Here is an 18,303-nt window from a genome sequence, read left to right as displayed (position 1 = left end):
AACCCGGCAGTCCAAATGCGGTCCGGCTTGCGATCACGCTCCACTCAATCGCCGTTATTTGTCCCGGAATTTTAGGAAAATCCGCCGCAATACTCTTCTAGTTTCAACCGTTTTATCGAAAGACAGAGCAAAACTGCATTGAGATTTTTCTGCATCCTGCTATTGAATATCTGGACTTATATGGTCCTAGCGAGTTTGATTACCAGACTCGCATCGCAATGCCCCACCATGGACCTGCATTGCTTCCGCGTCGCTAGAAGACGTTCCTAAACTTCCCAATCCATTTTGCTCCGGTGCCACGAATCCGCTCGCGAATATCGTGCGCCGGTTTTCTTCCAGCTTTATTACTCAAGGAGGACAATCGTGCCCTCACGATTCCTTTTACCTGCCCTTGCTCTCACGGTCTTCTTTGTCGGAGCAACCGAATTCATGCTTTCGACAATGCTTTCGCCTTTGGCAACCGCCTTCGATACGACACCGGCACACGCCTCCTGGCTCGTGTCCAGCTACGCCCTCTCCTATGCCGTTGCGGCGCCGATCTTCGGCTTTCTGTCTGATCGTATCGACCGCCGCCGCCTCCTGCTGGTCTCGCTTGTTCTGTTCACGATCGATGGGCTCGCATTAACGGTAGCACCCAGTTTCGGCGCTGCAATCGCGTTGCGGATATTCGGCGGCTTGGCATCGGCGGCGCTCATCCCCACAGCCTTTGCGTTGGTGGCCGACATTATCCACGCGCGTCGGCAATCCGCAGCCATGGGCGCGGTCATGGTCGGGATGACGACCGGAATTGTGGCTGGCCCCGTGATTGCAGGCATCCTGACGGAAGCGTTCGATTGGCGCGCACCCTTCCTTACGACTGCTGCCGGGTGCTTGACGACATTCGCCGTTGCCCGGCGTGCAATCCCGAAAAGCAAAGCCCACCATTCCGAAACAAACAGGCGGCAACTTGGCTGGATCGCAGAGGGAAGCATTACACGCCCTTTAGTCGCTAAAGGACTTTGGAACGGCACGGCCGTCGCAGGCTTCCTGCTCGCCGGCGAGGTGCTACGACAGCGTCATGGCCTCAGCGTCGGAATCGTTGGCATCTCAGTCTCCGCATTTGGCCTAGGACTTCTGCTCGGCAATCTCGGGGTCGGACGGGCTGTCCGCCTCTTTCGAGGAGACGAACGAACGCTCATGGCCGCGTTGCTATTCCTGATCATGGCGATTGGCACGTTCATGATCGCGCCATTGCCGCTGGAGGGTGGACTGGCGTGCCTTACCGTTTGGGGCTTTGCGCTCGGACTTGCCGCACCGACCAGCACTTCAATGCTCGCCACTCGAAGCGAAGACGACAAAGGTCAGGTGCTGGCGGTTTCGGAAAGCCTCAATAATCTGACTATTCTCGCGGTTCTGCCCGTCGCGGCGATGCAGCTTGAAATCGCAGGATCGGCCCGAACTATGCTGGTGTTTGGCGTCACCTTGGCTATTGCGGTGATTTTGACCATCGCAGACAGACACATCATGGATTCGCAGAAGCCCTAATGCCTGTTACTGTGAAGTTTTGAGAGTTTTGTGACAACTCACAAGGCCCCCTTATACGAGACATTGATTATCGACGACTCGAACAACCATCCGTCCTTTCAAACCAGAAGATGCAAGCGAGGTTTTCGCTTGCATCTCTCCAGAAATCACCCGGTTTATGGCTTGGGAACCACCACCACCCGAAGAGGTTGCGCCGATGCATGGCGCTCTTGGCTTCCCGCGATTGAAGAGAGGCGTGAGCTACATTTTGTCGCCCGTCATCGGGACGACGGACGACTCCTGGCATCGTCGGAGTATATGCCCTTCAGTCCAAAACGCGCCGCTCGCGCCCATATGGCCGCCGGCCGAGAGAGCTGCTACAGCGAGGACGATACCCCCGAGCGCTTGCTTATCAAGGAACACCCGGACGGACGCCGCGAATTGGCAGGGGTTGAGGAAGCCGATGATACCGTCACCAGTGGGCGGACTTTCCGTTCTGGAGGAAATTCCAGCGGCAGATCAAAGTTCATTTCGGTTTCGGAAAGTCCATAGCACGTCCTGTCGCTTGGATCACTCAAACCAACCATCAATGTCGCTAAGTTACGACGAGCTCGAAAGCCTCTGAGATTCACGGCAGTATCGAGCAATGTTCCCTGACCACTCAGCGCGGGCTGTGCCCTTCATGAGCTTGCCTCCTCACCGATTGGTTGACCGATATGGTCGCGAAGCCTTCAAGATATCTGCCGGTGACGGAATGCTCTCGTGAGGTGTGAGCAGGCCATCATATAGTTCAGGCCGCCGGTTGCGCTCGAAATTAAACTCCTCCATCTTGCCATTAACACAATCGTCCAAATCGCAATCCGCGAACGCTATCTCATCATCCAGCCCGGTTGTCTCGGCGATAACGCGACCATCCGGATGTATGATGCATGATCCCCCCATCAGGTCGACACCATCTTCCTTGCCGGCTTTGGCGACACCCACGACGAACGTAGAGTTTTGGTAAGCGCCTGCCTGCATACACAGCCTACTCTGAAACATGCGCAGTTCGGGGGATTGCTTTGCTCGTGGATTATAAATTGGTGTCGTATATCCCAGCGTGATCAGCTCAACTCCTTGCAGGCCCATCATGCGATAGGTTTCGGGCCACCTACGGTCATTGCAAATGCACATGCCTATCCGACCGCCGAAGGCATCTACCACTGGGAAGCCTAGATTGCCGACCTCGAAATAGTATTTTTCGAGATTCTGGAACGGGTCGTCGGGTCGATGATCGGTATGCCCCGGCAGATGCACTTTTCGATACTTGGATACAATTCGGCCATCCCTGTCGACAAGGATCTGGGTGTTGTAACGATGCGTATTCTCACCCTCATTCGCAATCTCTGCATAACCAAGGCTGAAGCCAATGCGGCGACGTTTGGCATGATCAAACAATGGCTGCACATCCGTGCTCGGCATGATGTGCTCGTAAAAACCGTCCGCGTCGGAAATATTGAGAAGATACGATCTGGGAAAAAAGGTCGACAGTGCCAGTTCCGGAAAGACCGCTATATCGCACCCTTTATCCGCCGCCTGATCAAGGAGAGCCAATAACCGACCAACTGTTTCAGTCTGGGGCTCGCCGGAATTGACCGGGCCCATTTGTGCTGCTGCAATCCTAAGGACACGCGTCATTCTACTTGCTCCGTTGTAGGGCTATGATCGTGACTTGAATTATCTGCTATTCGAAGCTCATGGGTTTCTGTGCGACCGGAGAGATCGCTCCGCACATCACCTGTGCCCGCCGCTTTTCAATCTTCTCTTGTTCTCTATATAGAATTATATTCTGTATGAGAAATAATAGAATCTTCTGATGTTTTCCTGTCAAGAGAATTTTCGTTTTCAACATCGATGACGATTACAAACAAAGCTCATCAGCCGAAATGTCACATTGGAGCACTTTTCACACCTCGCATGCATTACTGGACCACCCCATGCCTTGGCGATGCCGGAGCGCGAATACAAAAATGCTGGCGCATGCCCGATGAGATTGCGGCACTTATATAATGTCCAGCCGACGTGACTTTGGAATGTCGCTTGTTTACCTGACAAAATCGCTCGGCAGACGAGCCAGAGTCTGTTGATGGATATGCTGCACAGCCCGCCTCATCGCAGCTGCCACGTCATCCTCAAGCGCACTCATAACTTCCATTGGTGCCGGGCAGTTGATTATAAACTCCACATCGCCATTCTTGCCGAAAATTGGTAACGCAAGCGCCATCAGTCCGTCCGTAAACTCAGAGCAGCTTCTTGCATACCCCCGCAGGCGCGTCGCTTGCAGTTCAGCAAAGACGTCAATTTCCGTCATCAACGATGAAGTAGTGTACTGGACCGGTACCCAATCTTTGAACCAGTCCCGGATCTTTTCCTCCGGCATCCAGGCCAGATAGGCACGCATCTGTGCAGAGGCATCTCGCGGATATCGAAATCCGATCGGTAGAGAGACCTCCATACGCATCGGATCATGAATCTTGTCAACGAGCATAAATGTATGGTCCGGCATGGGTTGCGAAACCACACAGGGAAGGTGAAAGGCAGACACCAAAGCAGAAATTTCGGTCCGGATGATCTCGATCGTTGAAACTGCCAGCAGCTTCGACACGCTGCCGAGAAGCCCAGGATGCAAGGTATACGTCTTTGCGCGCTCATCAAACCGCAGCCAGCCATGGTGCTGAAGAGTCTTCAGGATCGAATGGCAATGGCTCTTGGTAATCTCCAACGCAGAGGAGATATTGGCAAGTGTTGTCTGCTCGCCCGGCTGCCAGTTCAAATATTCTATGACCGCGATAGCCTTATCCAGAGCCGGCACCAGACCGAGGCCCAGCTTGCGCCTTCCACCGGGATTGGCTGTGACTATCCAGTGGCTACCGTCGTGGCTGAGCTCTTCAGGCGCCTGCGAAGGAGAACCTGGTCCAGTGGCCAAAGGTGATCGCGAAGGTGTCATGGTGAGAACCTTGAAGACGAGATAGATATTTGACGTTCACAACCCGAACAACATTGATCGAACGCCGACGCTATTCAGAATTCTACCTAAAATACGATATTCTACATAAAGAATTTTAGTATCATCGACCAAATTTTTCTCAACGGCCATCCCAACAGATGTGGCAATGCTACCGCCGAACTGATCCACGCATTTCCACTTTCAGATAACAGCCTCACGTTCGCATTACCGCAAGGGCCTTTTCACCTTCATTGTTGATTAATTCATTCAAATGAATTAATGGAACCACGTCAATCTTTATTCCACGAGGAACCCATGAACCGCCGTGATCTCTTAGGAATGTCTGCAGCAGCTGCGTTAAGCGGTTTGCAAACCGCGAACGCAACTTCTCATTCGTCGCCTTCACCAGAAAATTCATTACCTTCCTACCTTCAAGGTGCACCACGTCTTTCGCTTTCCGAACGCGACAGACGCTGGAACATCGCTCGCAAGATTATGAATGTGGCTGGCGTCGATGGCCTCATCGTTTACGGCGATCGGGAATCCTCCGCGCCGGCACCTTTCTCTCCCGATAGCTATTTCACCAATGACCGATTGGGCTCTATCGTCATATTCAAGGGCGATGAGCCGCCAATAGTGCTTGCCTTCGCACCGATGGCCGTCTCGGACCATATGCAGGCCCGGCTTCGAGGTGATCAGCAGTGGCTTGAACCTGAACAGATTTATGTGGGCAAAAACGGCGCCCATCTCGTCTCAATTCTTAACCGCATCGGGCTGACCGGGAAGATTGGAGTGATCGGCCTCGAGCCATACCCGCCCTTTTATTTCGACGGTGCAATTCCGTACGGCATCTGGAGCGCAGTAAAGGAGGCGTTTCCCAAGGCAGAGTTTAAGCCGGTATACCGCGAATATTTCATGCTTACAGCAGCACACAGCCAAGAGGAACTGTCCCTTATTCGCCATGCTGCCGGGATTGGGGAGAAGATGTGTGAAGCGATGAGAGTTGCGACCCGGCCCGGTGTAAATGAAGCGGATATTGTGGCAGCAACAACTGCAGAATGTTTGCGTAATGCAGGTTTCACCGCCGAAATACTCTTTGGATCCGGCCGGGAATTCATAGGATGGGGACCCGCTGCCTGGACCTATAGGGCTCAACCACCAAGAATTATTGAAGAAGGGGACGTGGTACTTGCTGAGGTTTTCGCGTTCTATGGAATGTATGAAACGCAGCACCAGCCCGCGATTACTGTCGGCAAGGCACATCCCGACTTTGAGCGCGCCGCCGCCGTTGCCAGAGCCTGTTATGAAGAAGGACTGAAATCATTGCGCCCGGGGCGGACATTCGGAGAGGTTGTGGACATTATGGAAGCGCCCCTGCTTGCATCAGGCGGATGGCACGTTCATCCGCTCATCCACAGCATCAACCCTTACGGGCCGATCGGTTTTGGTTCCGCACCCGGTCCGGAGTCACTCCCAGAAGCTGCAGCCTACGGGTCTATAGGGCGCCTTCCGACAACATGGCGAGACCTGCCGTTACAAGAAGGAATGTCTTTCGCTTTCGAGACCAATTGCGCATTTGGCAGACATTTAGCGAACCTGGGCGGTACGGTACTTGTAGGCAAAGATGGCGGTATCGAGCTCAACCAGAATTCGACCAATGTAATGAGAGCAGGTTGACACACCACTGGCAGATAGTCGTATTACGACTATCTGCCCTTAATCTCTTGAAATCACTATCCATGAACAAATCCGACACGGTTCCATCCAACTCCTCTGAAGCCACGCGTGCGCGATTGATCGAGGCTGGGCTGCATTTGTTTGCCGAGTTTGGCGTCGAGGGTGTGCGCACACGCGTTCTGGCGGAAACGGCCGGTGTCAATCAATCTGCCATACCCTATCATTTTGGCGGCAAGGAAGGCGTGTATCGAGCTGTGATTGATGAAATCACCAGGGAAATTGCGGAAGGGTTGGCGCAGACTGGACTATTGATGTCGTCGCCGAATGAAATCAGTAACACGACTGAAGAAGAATGCGAGAATAGCTTACGATCCCTGATCCATGCCTTTACTCTTATAATTTTGTCGCCAGGCCGTGCCATTGACCGCACCGCCCTGATTGTCAGGGAGCAGCTCAAGCCGACAGAGAATTTCAATACACTTTTCAAAGGGTTCATCGAACCATTACACACGACAATCAGCGCCACGGTTGCCCGATTGAATAATACTCAAGCTGATGATCCGGTAACGATCATTAAAACTCACGCCCTAATCGGACAGGTTTTGTCGTTTATCGTCGCTCAACAAACTTTTTTGACGCGGATCCAAGGCGTGCAACTGACACAGCAAAGCGTGCAGGAAATTGCATCGGTGATCTCAAACATGTCGCTGACCGCCGCGAAATCCGACCGACCGAAAGAGATTTTCCCCAGTTGATCGATTTCTTTTGAGAGGAACCGCCCGACTTTCAATCATTTACATGAACTAACGAAAAAACTCCGCGAGACCATGGTAAGCAACGACACACCGAGGCCGCGGCATTGTAGATCAAAACGATGAGTTCACGACCATAGGGATCGACGCCGTTGTATTCCGACGTGGCCAGACTTACGGAACTGTTATTTGCGATCAGGAACGTCGGAGACCGTTTTTCTGGTTGATGGACCTTTTGTCCATCTTTAGGATAGTACGTCACAATCGTAGTCGAGGACCACTCTCATAGAGACGCTAACGGCCTTATTTCGTTTTGCTGGGCCGACGACCATAAATGGATATGATTGACAATATCCTGGGGAGCTGTCGGTAGCGCTTTGTTTGGAATTACTGCGACAGTGCCTTGAAAAACCAGGATCAGATTGTCTGACTGCAAGATTGCATGATGATACATCGCCCAACTCAGTTCGATCGTATAGATTCGTGTGGCCTGTCTGAAGCCCGTTGGTCCAATTTTGACATGGAAGTGAGGAGAGAAGGCAAGCTCCTGTTCGATATTCCAGTGCGCTATGGTTTCACTATATTCGCGATTTGACTTTTTCGAGCCGATCCACAGGACAAGCCATACAGCAATTGCGACAAGAGGCGCAGGCGCTAGAATCCAATAATCAAGGCTGGCCCGTGCCCCGGGAATAAATGCCAACGTTACAGAACAAATGAGGCCGGCAACAACCGCGGACCAAAAGGAAAGGTTCGTTCTGATCCACCAGAAATGCCGATCCCACGACCGGTCGAACATCATCCGGTAATTTTGATAGGCCTGATGTTCAAAGCCCAGAACATAGTCCGGTATCTGATCCACGTTCGGCGCATAGGTTATAGTAATGCTACGATCTTCAGCCATTCTCACCGTCTCTCTATCTCGTTGGGGCAATGGCACATTCGACGAAGAAGAAGCATTGAACTTCAGCATCTTAAGGAAGTGTAAGGTTCCACAACATAATCATTTCCTAGAAACTGCTGTGGTTGCGCCCCTTTTGAGTGATTCGTTCAATCAGTTCCGGTGTTGCCGGATATGCGATCACGTCGCAAATTTTTTTCGATGTTCTGAGGCCGGGAAAGGCCATCCATGTCCTTTTGATCATGCCCTGCGGACGCTTCAGAAAAAGAGCGAGCTGCTCCTCGCGACTGTATAGTTCCTCAACTATCGTTGAGGTCAATAATGATTTCAGAATCTCATGAATCGCGGTGTGATCGGCGGCAGGAAACCACATAGACGTATGATAGGGTCACAAACCAAAGGGCCGCACATTGGATGTCACATTCTGTATGCATGTTTCCGCCGACCGCGATGCTTAGACCTTCTTGGGAGATTCGGCGTTCAACAATACAAGCAAGCAATTCGCGCGGCTACGAGTCAAACTGAACCGCTCGAATTGCTCTCATATCCATATGCCACGGCTACCGCTAGGCACTGTCTGAATGGTTGACAAAAGCGCTCAGCACGGCCTGCACCCACGATCAACTTCTTTCTTCCGGCACTTCCTGCCTAAGCCTCGGCCCGTTGGCGAGTCTGCGACCGAGCGCTACAAGGAATTTATCATAGCGCTCACCACCCTTGGCACGGGCTGCGGCTTGGACCGTATCCGGAAGCGATGCCGTTGAAGTCAGCCAGAAGCGAATGAACAGGGCAAAAGCTTCGTTGACGATACCAACGTCCCGTTCGAGCCGCTGAATGCTGCGGTCGATCCGGTCAAGCCGTTTGCCGATGGCTGCCTCCTTCCGTTCATCAGCATCGGGAGACAGAAACGACGCAATGGCCGCTTCGGCAATCAAGGAATCCGATTGCCCCCGCCGCTCCGCGAAATCCGTAAGACGGCGCTTCAGACCTGGATCGAGATAGACGGAAAGGCGCTGCTTCTTTTCAGGACGCGATGGCATGGTTCACAAATCCATTCCGTCGCCGGGGTCCATCGAAATCTGCCGTGCAACCTGACGCATATTGCGGGCAAGTGCCCGATTGGTGACGGCATCACGTTCCGGCACATCCATGTCGGGATCGAACTCGTTGAAAGAGGGCTTTTCCGGCTCCGACGCTATGTCCTTGTGCGGCTCAAGGCCGGGTTCACGACGCAGGCCGGCATTAGCATCATCGTCGTCCCGCTTGTCCGCCTTCTCTTTTGCCGGTTTGTCCTTGGCCGTGCCAATCGACGGCGTCGGGATCGGCTTCAATGCCGACCAGTCATTTGCCTTCGGCACATATCCGGCGTTCGGGCTGGTTGGGACTGGAAGCACGCGTTCCATCAACCGGACATCGTTAAAATATCGCGCCTTCTTCGTGCGGATTGGCGGTATGCCCGCGACCATGACAATCTCGTCATCGGGCGGAAGCTGCATGATCTCGCCCGGCGTGAGCAACGGCCGTGCAGTCTCGGATCGCGAAACCATCAGGTGCGAGAGCCAAGGCGCAAGGCGGTGTCCGGCATAGTTCTGCATGGCGCGCATTTCGGTCGCTGTGCCGAGCGAGTCCGATACGCGCTTGGCAGTACGTTCGTCATTCGTGGCGAAGCTTACCCTGACATGGCAATTGTCGAGGATGGAATTGTTCGCGCCATAAGCCTTCTCGATCTGGTTCAGTGATTGCGCGATCAGGAACGCCTTGATCTGATAACCGGCCATGAAGGCAAGCGCACTCTCGAAGAAGTCGAGCCTGCCGAGCGCCGGAAACTCATCGAGCATCATCAGCAGCCGGTGGCGACGATCCTTCGCATGCAGGTCTTCCGTCAAGCGTCGACCGATCTGGTTGAGGACAAGGCGCACGAGCGGCTTGGTGCGGGAAATGTCGGACGGCGGCACGACCAGATAGAGCGTTGTCGGCCGCTCCTCGCTGACAAGATCGGCAATGCGCCAGGCGCAGCGGCTGGTTACTGTCGCGACGACCGGATCTCGATACAGCCCAAGAAAGCTCATAGCGGTGCTCAAGACGCCGGAGCGCTCGTTGTCGGATTTGTTCAGCAGCTCGCGGGCGGCGCTGGCGACAACCGGGTGCGGTCCCTTCTCGCCAAGGTGCGGCTTGGTCATCATGGCGGACAGCGTAGATTCGATCGGGCGGCGCGGATCGGAGAGGAAGGCAGCGACGCCCGCCAGCGTCTTATCCTGCTCGGCATAGAGAACGTGCAGGATCGCGCCGACAAGAAGCGAATGGCTGGTCTTTTCCCAATGGTTCCGCTTTTCCAGCGAGCCTTCCGGATCAACGAGCACATCCGCGACATTCTGAACGTCCCTGACTTCCCATTCTCCCTTGCGCACCTCCAGCAGAGGATTGTAGGCGGAAGAAGCCGAATTGGTGGGATCGAACAGCAGCACGCGGCCATGCCTTGCCCGGAAGCCGGACGTCAGTTCCCAATTCTCGCCCTTGATGTCATGGACAATGGCCGATCCCGGCCATGTCAACAACGTGGGCACAACAAGACCAATCCCCTTGCCGGATCGGGTGGGGGCAAAGCAAAGTGTATGCTCCGCACCATCATGCCGGAGATATTCGCTCCCGTAACGGCCAAGCAGCACGCCGTCGGCACCAAGCAGGCCAGCCTTTTCGACTTCCTCACGCTCGGCCCAGCGGGCAGAGCCGAATGTCTTGACGTCCTTGGCCTCCCGCGCCCGCCAGATCGACATGAAGATGGCGACAGCAATCGCGATCAGGCCGCCCGATGCGGCTATGGCTCCGCCTTCGAGAAAGACGGTCGGCGCATAGGCATCGTAGAAATACCACCACCAGAACAGGGCAGGCGGTGGATAGATGGGCTGGCCTGCAAGCTCGAACCAGGGCGAGCCAAGCTCCGGCTGAAAGCCAAGCCGCCATGCCGTCCATTGTGTTGCGCTCCAGGTCGCAATGAACACGATCAGCAGAACAACGGTGATTTGCCCCCAAAGCACACGAGTAGCCGACAAGACGGAAACTCCCTTCCGAACATGGTTTGATGTTCAGGGAAAAGGAATTTCCAAAATGATTTCAACGCCATTGATCGCGTGTATCGTAGGCTGGCGAAAGCCGTAGAAAAAATACTTGCACGTTGCGGCGTGCCATTTGGATGAAGTCGGTTTCAGCTGGGGGGGCGGAATGACGCTCTAAAGCCCATAGCCTTCACGGGCCAACGATGGTGGGTCTGTCAGCAGGATACACGCATTTCAAGAGAGGAGGAGCGTGCATTATGGTAACGAGTGGGCGCAATAGCTTCTCTCGTTCAGCGCCCAGCACGCAAATTCTCAATCTCTTTTTCGATCATCATGTTGAGTTCTCTGGAGCGACTTCCGTCCGCAGCCAGGGATTGAAGGGATTCCAGCTCCCTCTGAAAGCCATTTCGATCGCCAACACGATCAAAAAATCGAGCCCGTGTGAAATGGAAGCGTATCGGGAAAAAGGGGCTAATTTCGGAAAACTTCAATTGCGCCTCTATTCTCTCCAGAGCCATGTTAATGAAGTCCGAAATCCCGCTGACTGGAACCTCTTTCGCTAAAACATAGTCGGTAAGACTTAGAATGTGCAATGGATCGTCAGAGAATCTGGTAACGCAGCTTTTATAGTATTCGACGGCAACGTCGATTTCTTCGGGGATTGATGCGAGGAGAATCAACTTATTTTGAATAAACTCCTTATCGTTCACCAATTCCGGCCGCTCGCGTTCAGCTTCGCAAATCAATATTTTCGCCCGCTCTAGATTGTTTTCGACCAGGGCATCAGTGATCTTTCGGCGGATAATCAAATGGGCAACGTCGCTTTCCGAAACCTCTTCTGTCCAGCGCTGCCGAGCTGCATTAACGTCCCACGATCCTTCGAAAACACCTTTCAAAACATCCATGATAGTGTCATCCAGAGGCCCCATCCATAGGATTTTGCCTTCCGAATCGACGACAAATGAAGCTGGTACGCTGCTTTGTCCGCTCGCCTCGAACCAATCGCGCGTCACTTGCCCCCTGTGCAATCCTTTTTGACCTGAATCGATTTTCTCATGGACAAGAATAGCGTCAGTCGGTGTCTGCCCAGCCATCTCCATTGTTCTTTGGAGGTCGCGCACCATGATAGCCACCCCGTAAGTTGAAACTCCAAATCCCTTTGCCCCTTTCGAATACTTAGCAATCGCTGGCAGGCAGCCGCTGCATCCCGCATTCCACAACACAACGAGGCTGATTTCGTTGAACTCAATCGCGGAAGCCCGCTCATTCTTCATCAAGTTACTGGAAAGCATCAATGGTGGAGCTACATCCCCCGGCAATAAACGCTTTAAGGAATCAAGTTTCATAATAGTTCCTTCGAGAGTTGCGAAAGCGGCCTCGCGATAATGCCATATGGTGTGAATGGTGGGATTTGCAACTGACCATCGATTTGGGACGCGAAGCGGGCGAACAGCACGCAAGGCCAAAACAGTCACGATAGTTCAAAGGCCGTTTTTACCCAGTGCGCGGGCCGGCTTGCGCCGCCGTTCGGGAATGTCTCCCGGTTCGCCCGGAAAGGCCAGGAGTAGATCGGCAAACCGCGGCGGATCAAATTCAATGTCCGACAAACCGGGCATGGCGAGAGCCACCGCAAGGCTGCGGCGTTCACCCGTCAATTTCTCGAACTCATCATAGGTCAGGAGCACATGGGACGGCTTGCCCCGGTCCGTGACAATGATCGGGCCATTCACGGCAGCCTTCTTCGCCTTCGCAATGTTACGGCGCAATTCAGCGCTGGAAAGCATTGTGGTTTTCATCGGCCACCTCCGTCTGACGGCTCGGCCCTGAATACATCATTTCCAGAGGCGACACCAAACCGCACGCATAATCCGGCGGCTGAATGTGCGTCACAAGCCAAGCCCACGCTTGCGGCCAAAGCTCCAGTCAACGCCGCCGTCGGCGCGGCCCACGCCGGATATGTGCTGGCCGATATGCTTCTCCACGGAAGGCGTCCACGGCACGAGGCTGAAGCCGAGACCATCATCGACCATCGCGAAGCGGCCGGATGCCAGGGTGAAACGCCGGCTGTAGGTGCCGGCGACATATTCCCCGGCGGCCGCTTCGCGGAACGGCATGTTCATTTCTTGAGAGAGCTTTTCGCCGAGTGCGTCCAGTTCACGTTCGCGGAGCGTGCCGAGAAGATTGCGGGCGAAGATAACCCGCTCGCCCTCGCGCCGTGCCAGCCTCTCTTCGATCAGATGTTCGGCCCTCGCCTCCATCGCCTGGCTCACCTCCAGTCCGAAGCCGCCGCCGAGATCGACGGAAACGCGGGCGACAAGCTGGCGGTCGAGCCATGTGGCGCCGTCGGCCGTGGCTTGCGCCTCAAGGGAGAGATCGGAACGAACGGCCAGCGCGACGCGGCGCTCGCCACGGGCATCCTCGAAAGAGCGCAGTTCGACAATGGAACCCGGCGCGCTGTCCCCGGCGGCTTCAATATCGGGAAGGCGGATATGGTGAATGTGGCCGTCCACGCCGTCGACCACCGCGAAGGCCGTGCCGCGCAACTCGTCGTCCAAGCCACGCTCGACCAGCCGGCCAATGACCGGCTCGCCATGCGCCTCGCCGGACAGCACGTAATCGGCAGCGCCGCGCTCGATGCCCTGCTCCGTCAAGGCGCGGTGCATCCGCTTGATGATGTCGCCGCGTAGCCCAAGCTCGCGCAAGGTGGCTTCGGCCTCGCCGGATACGACCCATTGGCCGGGACCGACGTTTTCAGCCAGGCCGAGATGTTCGAGGTGACGAAGCCGGCCGATCTTCTGGATGGAATATTCGTCGGGCTGCTTATCCGGAGACGGAGCAACGTCGATGATGCCCTGCTCGTTGGCGTCACGGAGAAGCTGACGATCAAGCTGTGTCCAGCGGTCGGCCTCTATCTGTCGTTCCAACGAACGGCGTATGTCCAATTCGGTGCGCGGTCCCAATTCCAGCGTCACGAGATCCTGCGCCCGGTCGCGCAATCCGCTCTTGATATAATCGCGGTCTATCACGAGGTCTTGCCCGTCGTCGGCGCGGCCGCGCACGATGACATGCACATGGGGATTGTCGGTGTTCCAGTGATCGACGCCCACCCATTCGAGTTTCGTGCCGAGATCCTTTTCCGCCTGCGCCATCAGCTCGCGGGTGAACCGCTTCAGGTCTTCCATATCGGCGGCATCTTCCGGCGAGACGATGAACCGGAAATGATGCCGATCGTCCTTGCACTGATCGGCAAATTCCTTTGCGTCGGCATTGTCGGTTTCGGGACCGAACATGCGGGCTTTTTCGTGTTGCTCCCCATTGCTCACTTCGTTCGCGGCGCGGGTGACGCCATCACGGCGAAGATAGTTGAGGTGACGGGCAAGCGGGCCACGGTCGCCCTTGTTGCGGACAATGCGCGCCTTTACCGTGCAGAAACGGGTGCGGTTAGTGATGAGACGATTGGCGCGCGCGCTTGCCACGCGGCCGCGAGCGAAGCTCGGTCCACGACCCTTACCGGACGTGATCTTGCCGGAACGGGAGACATACCCGCCGGCCTTCTGCGCGGCGGCAAGCGCCTGCGCGACAAACGGCCTTGCCCGCTGGGCCTTGCTGGAGCGGATGCGGCCAGGCCGCACGCGGAAATCGTCGTCCCGGCTCATGGGGTTACTCGCTGCGAGGTGCAGGTTTCGTTGAAAATATTCAGTAAATTCAGGGTGCGCACATCGCACTTATGGCCCGCGATGTGCGGAAAGCCGGGAAAAAGCCAATCAAAACAACCGACCGTCCAAGCCGCGATGTGCGGCCTTTTATCTTGCCTTACATCGGACGTTGCCGCCGCCCCTCCCCGCCATCCCGCATGAGCTACGATGACGCGCGTTAGACCACCCGGCACCACGAAATTCATGGCTGTTCCTCCTGCTTTTCGGACCGGCGCACGAACAGACCATCGGACGGCGGTGCAAGCGCCGAAAGATCGGTGATCGTGCTGGCGCTGGATGAGCGACCGGAAGGATGATCGGCCGCCGTCACGTCGCCGCCAGCGGGAACCGCTGCGCGAGCGATGAAGAGCGGCGCGACGGACCATTTGGAGCGTGCCGGACGATCCGCCGTGCGATAAGCAACGGCGGCGTCCGCGTCGATCTGCGGGACGATCTTCGCCATGTAGGCGACCGTCTCGGCGGGCAACGGATCGCCGGTGACAAGATGCTTTTCGTAGCGGCCGGGACCGGCATTATAGGCGGCGAGGAAGCCCGGCAAACCGTAAAGATCATGCAGTTCCGCGAGATAGGCAGCGCCCGCCAGAATGTTATCGCGGGGATCATGGGGATCGTCGCCAAGGCCGTATCGGGCGCGCAGCTCCGTCCATGTGGCGGGCATGATCTGCATCAAGCCCATCGCGCCCTTTGGCGAGATGGCGTGCGGATCATGATCGCTCTCGGCCTGCATGACGGCGCGTATCCAGCGTTCGGGCATGGCGAAGCGCTTGGCCGCTTCCGCGATATGATCTGCCAACGGATCGGACGATGCGACGGCGGTAGCCATGCGCGTCGTCTGCGTTTCGTTTGCCAGCGGATCGGCCATTGCCACGCATGGCAGCGTGACGATCATGGTCGCTGCCATCAGCAGCGCCATGATCGCAGGGACGGCAGCGCAAAGTCCGCCGTCCCGATTGCCCATCAGCCTGCCATCGTGCTCGCTCTGGTCAAGGGCAAGGCTTCGCCGCCGGCCAACATTTTCCGGACGGGCATCGTCGGAAGACGTGTCCGTTCTCCAGAAAACAGGCCGTCGCCCCTGACCGCCGCTGCGCGCGACGGCCGCCCGATAGGCGATCGGGTCGAGGGGAGTGATCGGCGCTCGATCGATCAAGGGGAGTGAGCCTGAAAGTTCGCGAGAAGGATGGCAGCGCATGACGGTCACGCCTGTTCGTCGCGCCGCGTCTTGCGGGTCCAGTGAAGATTCCAGACATCCTTCTTGGTGTCTGACTCGAACATGCGGGCGCGGATCGGTTCAACAAAGGAAGGATCGTCGATGGTGACGGAGAGATACACGCCAGCGCGCTCGCCGGTTTGGTCCCACGCCGCGCCGACTTCGAGGCCATCGGCGAAGATACGATGGTTCGGCGCATTCTCGGCGTCCGTCTCATCGATGGGAAGGATAGTCACTTCGGCGTCGAGGGTAAGCGTGCGGACGCGGCCGAAGAAGCCGTCGTTGTTGCGGGTGAAGGTGCCTATCTGGGCCATAGCGGTAAACCTCATTCGGTTGGAGAAACGAGCCGTTCACGGCTCGTCGGAAACCGGCACGCGGAACGCTTCCGCGACCGGATCGGGATCGTCGACGGTCCAGAGCGGAATTGCCCGGCCGACAACGGTTGAAAGCGGAAGCGGCCCGAAATAACGGCTGTCGAAGCTGTCGGCGGCATCCCAGTTCATGAAGAAGGCTTCGCCTTCGGCAACCTTCCGGCAGCCCTGCCATACAGGCAGCGGACGGCCTTGGCCGTCGCGCTCGCGGGTCTGCCCGTAGGTCATGCCGTAGGCGGTGATCTCCGCGCCATTGCGGCAGACGGTCGTTCCGGTAAGCGCCAGCACGCGCTTGAGGAGCGGAAGGCCGCGCGGCAAATAGCGGCGCTCATCAAGGAACCCGGCCAGATCGTCGGGCGGCATCACGACCGCTAGGTCGGTGACGTCCAGACGGTCGGCGCGAACGATCCGGTAGAGGCCGACCGGCACGCTGGCAGATGCGTTCCAGATCAGTTTCTTGGCCGGATCGATAAAGATGGAAACCGTGGTGGCGAGCGCAGAGAAATACGTCACCATCACCCATGCGAAGCGCGTCATAGCCTGTCTCCCTGTTGTGCGGAAATCTCGCGGCGCATCAGCCAGGCGCGATGCTGCTGGCGGGTGTAGGTGCCGAATGGCTCGTTGACGGTGAGACGGTTGTGGATGTGCCGCCAGTGATCCGGCGCGACGTCGTCCGGGTCGATGCCGTTTCGCTCGATCGCGTCGATGACGTGCAGCACCTTTTCGACCTTCGGCCAGCCGTGGGTGCGGAGAAGGATTTCGCCGCCGGGATCGACCAGCGGCACGGTCTGGTAGTTTTCGCCCGGCGCGACGGCGCGCAGAATGTCGATGCGGGAAACGGCCGTGCCGAAATCATTCGCGGCCCATCTGACGAAGGCGAAGATCGCACCGGGATCGAAGCTGACGACACGGCGATGACGATCGATGCGCTGTTCCTCGTCAATCCGCCCGAAATGAATACGCTGCTCGATGCGGTTCTCAATCCATGTCAGATGGACCAGCGTTCGCGGAGAAAAAGCGCCTGCCTTCATCGGCCGATCCTCCGGCCGAAAGCCTGCGCGATTGTCCCCCCACAACCGCGATTTTCGGCGGGTCGCGTTAGGAAGAATCCGAAGGATTCTGAGTTACCAATGTTAGGAGCGCGGATTGGCGAGTGAATCCGGATGGTTAAAACCGGTTTTGGTCCCTGATAGTACGGGTTTCCGGTCCCCGATAGTACGGGCATTGCGGTCCCTGATAGTACGGGTCTGTCCACAGGTTGCTCACAATCTGATCGGGCGGCGGCGCGGCAGGCGCAGCGCAGCCTTCATTGGATCGGTTGGCGTGGGTTGAAAGGTCAGCCGGATACGGCCGTCCGGATCGGTGACAAGCTCCAGCCGGTAGCCAGGAAGCGGCTGGCGCTGGACGATCGCGCGCAGGTCGTAGGCAAAATGCTTGAGCGGTGAGAGCGAACCGGACTTGAGATGCAGGTGTTCGAGATCGAAGCTCCAGCCCCATGTCTGGCGGCCGCCGTGCTTGCGCACGAGACGGTAAAGCCAGCGCTCGAGGCCGCCGGTCAGATCGAAATAGGCGCGGTCGATGGTGAGGATGAGGGCATCGTCAATGACGCCGGCATAAAACCAGTCCGCCAGGATGAGTTCCATGCCGAGCGGCCGGCCATCTGCATCCAGTTGTTCTTTCCATTCCGCGATCCATGAGAAGCGATGCCGACGCCGCTCCGACGGCTGGCGGATCGACGTCACGACCGTAGTGGATTGCAGCCGGTCAAGCGCCGCCTTCAGCCGTTCATAGCTGCGGGCGGAATCGTCACGGTCGATGAAGGAGAGGATTTCGTAAGGCGTGGCGAACATGAAACGCGAAGTCTGCAAGCCATTGTCGCGAGCTTGAACGATCTGCGACGCCGCCCAGATGAGAATATCGGCGTCCCAGATCGTCGCCATGCCGTGTTCGGCCGTCGCCTCGACGCGGATCGATATGTCCCCCATGCGGAAGTCGATCGGCGTCACGCGGCGGGACTTGGCGAGCGAGAAGAATGGCCACGACATGAGATCCTGCGCATCGCGGGCGGCGATGTCGCCGCCGCATGGCCTGAACAGTTCAAGCTGCTGACCCTGATATATCCGGTGCGAGGACATGG

The 18,303-nt window shown here is 56.6% G+C and carries 18 protein-coding genes; 3 read left to right on the top strand and 15 right to left on the bottom strand.

The features are described 5' to 3' along the window. The first annotated feature begins 363 nt into the window (after window positions 1-363). Complete coding sequence (locus tag H5024_RS20815) at window positions 364-1,524, top strand: MFS transporter (RefSeq protein WP_081255523.1); 1,161 nt, start codon at window positions 364-366, stop codon at window positions 1,522-1,524. 675 nt (window positions 1,525-2,199) lie between these two features. On the opposite strand, the gene H5024_RS20810 is transcribed toward H5024_RS20815, so the two are convergent. Together H5024_RS20810 and H5024_RS20805 are read right to left on the bottom strand one after the other, a co-directional pair. Next, window positions 2,200-3,180: an N-carbamoyl-D-amino-acid hydrolase gene (locus H5024_RS20810; protein ID WP_051517893.1), complete on the bottom strand. Its 981-nt coding sequence runs from the start codon at window positions 3,178-3,180 to the stop codon at window positions 2,200-2,202. A gap of 406 nt (window positions 3,181-3,586) precedes the next feature. Continuing rightward, window positions 3,587-4,489, bottom strand: a complete 903-nt coding sequence (locus H5024_RS20805; protein ID WP_187549067.1) for an IclR family transcriptional regulator C-terminal domain-containing protein — start codon at window positions 4,487-4,489, stop codon at window positions 3,587-3,589. A 315-nt stretch (window positions 4,490-4,804) separates the two neighbouring features. Between H5024_RS20805 and H5024_RS20800 the strand changes: the two genes are divergently transcribed. Together H5024_RS20800 and H5024_RS20795 are read left to right on the top strand one after the other, a co-directional pair. Then, window positions 4,805-6,166: a M24 family peptidase gene (locus tag H5024_RS20800; protein WP_187549066.1), complete on the top strand. Its 1,362-nt coding sequence runs from the start codon at window positions 4,805-4,807 to the stop codon at window positions 6,164-6,166. A 62-nt stretch (window positions 6,167-6,228) separates the two neighbouring features. Continuing rightward, window positions 6,229-6,921, top strand: coding sequence for a CerR family C-terminal domain-containing protein (locus H5024_RS20795; RefSeq protein WP_187549065.1), 693 nt, complete (start codon window positions 6,229-6,231; stop codon window positions 6,919-6,921). 280 nt (window positions 6,922-7,201) lie between these two features. Here the strand turns inward: H5024_RS20795 and H5024_RS20790 are convergent, their stop codons facing one another. The 13 genes from H5024_RS20790 to H5024_RS20730 all read right to left on the bottom strand — a co-directional run bounded on the left by H5024_RS20790 (window position 7,202) and on the right by H5024_RS20730 (window position 18,301). Then, entirely contained in the window at window positions 7,202-7,822 is a 621-nt protein-coding gene (locus tag H5024_RS20790; protein WP_187549064.1) for a hypothetical protein, read from the bottom strand. A gap of 106 nt (window positions 7,823-7,928) precedes the next feature. After that, a complete protein-coding gene (locus tag H5024_RS20785) occupies window positions 7,929-8,192 on the bottom strand; it encodes a hypothetical protein (protein ID WP_187549063.1) in 264 nt (87 codons plus the stop codon). 247 nt (window positions 8,193-8,439) lie between these two features. After that, window positions 8,440-8,859, bottom strand: coding sequence for a CopG family transcriptional regulator (locus H5024_RS20780; RefSeq protein WP_187549062.1), 420 nt, complete (start codon window positions 8,857-8,859; stop codon window positions 8,440-8,442). A gap of 3 nt (window positions 8,860-8,862) precedes the next feature. Next, window positions 8,863-10,869 (bottom strand): conjugal transfer protein TraG, encoded by a 2,007-nt coding sequence (locus H5024_RS20775; protein WP_187549061.1) that lies wholly within the window; start codon window positions 10,867-10,869, stop codon window positions 8,863-8,865. A 293-nt stretch (window positions 10,870-11,162) separates the two neighbouring features. Beyond that, complete coding sequence (locus H5024_RS20770) at window positions 11,163-12,218, bottom strand: hypothetical protein (RefSeq protein WP_187549060.1); 1,056 nt, start codon at window positions 12,216-12,218, stop codon at window positions 11,163-11,165. A gap of 135 nt (window positions 12,219-12,353) precedes the next feature. Then, window positions 12,354-12,668, bottom strand: coding sequence for a type II toxin-antitoxin system Phd/YefM family antitoxin (locus H5024_RS20765; RefSeq protein WP_187549059.1), 315 nt, complete (start codon window positions 12,666-12,668; stop codon window positions 12,354-12,356). 90 nt (window positions 12,669-12,758) lie between these two features. Then, window positions 12,759-14,528, bottom strand: coding sequence for a VirD2 family relaxase/mobilization nuclease (locus H5024_RS20760; protein ID WP_187549058.1), 1,770 nt, complete (start codon window positions 14,526-14,528; stop codon window positions 12,759-12,761). Beyond that, the gene (locus H5024_RS20755) at window positions 14,525-14,773 is read right to left on the bottom strand and encodes a hypothetical protein (protein ID WP_187549057.1); all 249 of its coding nucleotides are present in this window, start codon (window positions 14,771-14,773) and stop codon (window positions 14,525-14,527) included. Before H5024_RS20755 ends, H5024_RS20760 begins: the two co-directional genes overlap by 4 nt. Further along, complete coding sequence (locus tag H5024_RS20750; RefSeq protein WP_247875414.1) at window positions 14,770-15,735, bottom strand: lytic transglycosylase domain-containing protein; 966 nt, start codon at window positions 15,733-15,735, stop codon at window positions 14,770-14,772. The genes H5024_RS20755 and H5024_RS20750 overlap by 4 nt, the downstream gene beginning before the upstream one ends. 47 nt (window positions 15,736-15,782) lie before the next feature. Beyond that, window positions 15,783-16,109: a DUF736 domain-containing protein gene (locus tag H5024_RS20745; RefSeq protein WP_187549056.1), complete on the bottom strand. Its 327-nt coding sequence runs from the start codon at window positions 16,107-16,109 to the stop codon at window positions 15,783-15,785. Window positions 16,110-16,145: 36 nt separating this feature from the next. Further along, entirely contained in the window at window positions 16,146-16,703 is a 558-nt protein-coding gene (locus H5024_RS20740) for a S26 family signal peptidase (RefSeq protein ID WP_187549055.1), read from the bottom strand. Further along, window positions 16,700-17,197: a DUF2840 domain-containing protein gene (locus H5024_RS20735; protein WP_187549054.1), complete on the bottom strand. Its 498-nt coding sequence runs from the start codon at window positions 17,195-17,197 to the stop codon at window positions 16,700-16,702. Before H5024_RS20735 ends, H5024_RS20740 begins: the two co-directional genes overlap by 4 nt. A 231-nt stretch (window positions 17,198-17,428) precedes the next feature. Continuing rightward, window positions 17,429-18,301 (bottom strand): replication initiator protein A, encoded by an 873-nt coding sequence (locus H5024_RS20730; protein WP_187549053.1) that lies wholly within the window; start codon window positions 18,299-18,301, stop codon window positions 17,429-17,431. Between the last annotated feature and the right edge of the window lie 2 nt (window positions 18,302-18,303).

This window comes from Ochrobactrum sp. Marseille-Q0166 (genome assembly GCF_014397025.1).
Classification (GTDB): domain Bacteria; phylum Pseudomonadota; class Alphaproteobacteria; order Rhizobiales; family Rhizobiaceae; genus Brucella.
Note: the sequence above shows the minus strand (reverse complement) of the source record. Positions and strands in the feature narration are given on the sequence as shown.